We start from the raw sequence: 262 nt of genomic DNA, 5'->3' as shown, positions 1-262 counted from the left end.
CCCTTGCCCAGGAGATGGCGGCACGCATGCTGAAGAAGGGCGTCTACGTCATCGGCTTCTCCTTCCCGGTGGTGCCGAAGGGCCAGGCGCGCATTCGCACGCAGATGTCGGCGGCCCACAGCGAAGCGGACGTCCGGCGGGCGATTGCCGCCTTCGAAGAGGTCGGTCGCGAGTTGGGCGTGATCTGAGGGAAAGAGTTCGCTCGATCTGAAAGAAGCCCCTCACCCTAACCCTCTCCCCGCAGGCGGGGAGAGGGGACGTG

At 66.0% G+C, this 262-nt stretch carries 1 protein-coding gene; it reads left to right on the top strand.

All coding sequences use genetic code 11. The features are described from left to right. Positions 1-188 (top strand): aminotransferase class I/II-fold pyridoxal phosphate-dependent enzyme (locus L981_RS34325; RefSeq protein WP_371258924.1); only part of this gene is annotated, 188 nt, incomplete at its 5' end. Positions 189-262 lie beyond the last annotated feature (74 nt).

This window comes from Ensifer sp. ZNC0028, from assembly GCF_000799055.1.
GTDB lineage: Bacteria > Pseudomonadota > Alphaproteobacteria > Rhizobiales > Rhizobiaceae > Ensifer.
The sequence above is the reverse complement of the archived record's forward strand: the minus strand, read 5'-3'. Positions and strand labels throughout refer to the sequence as shown.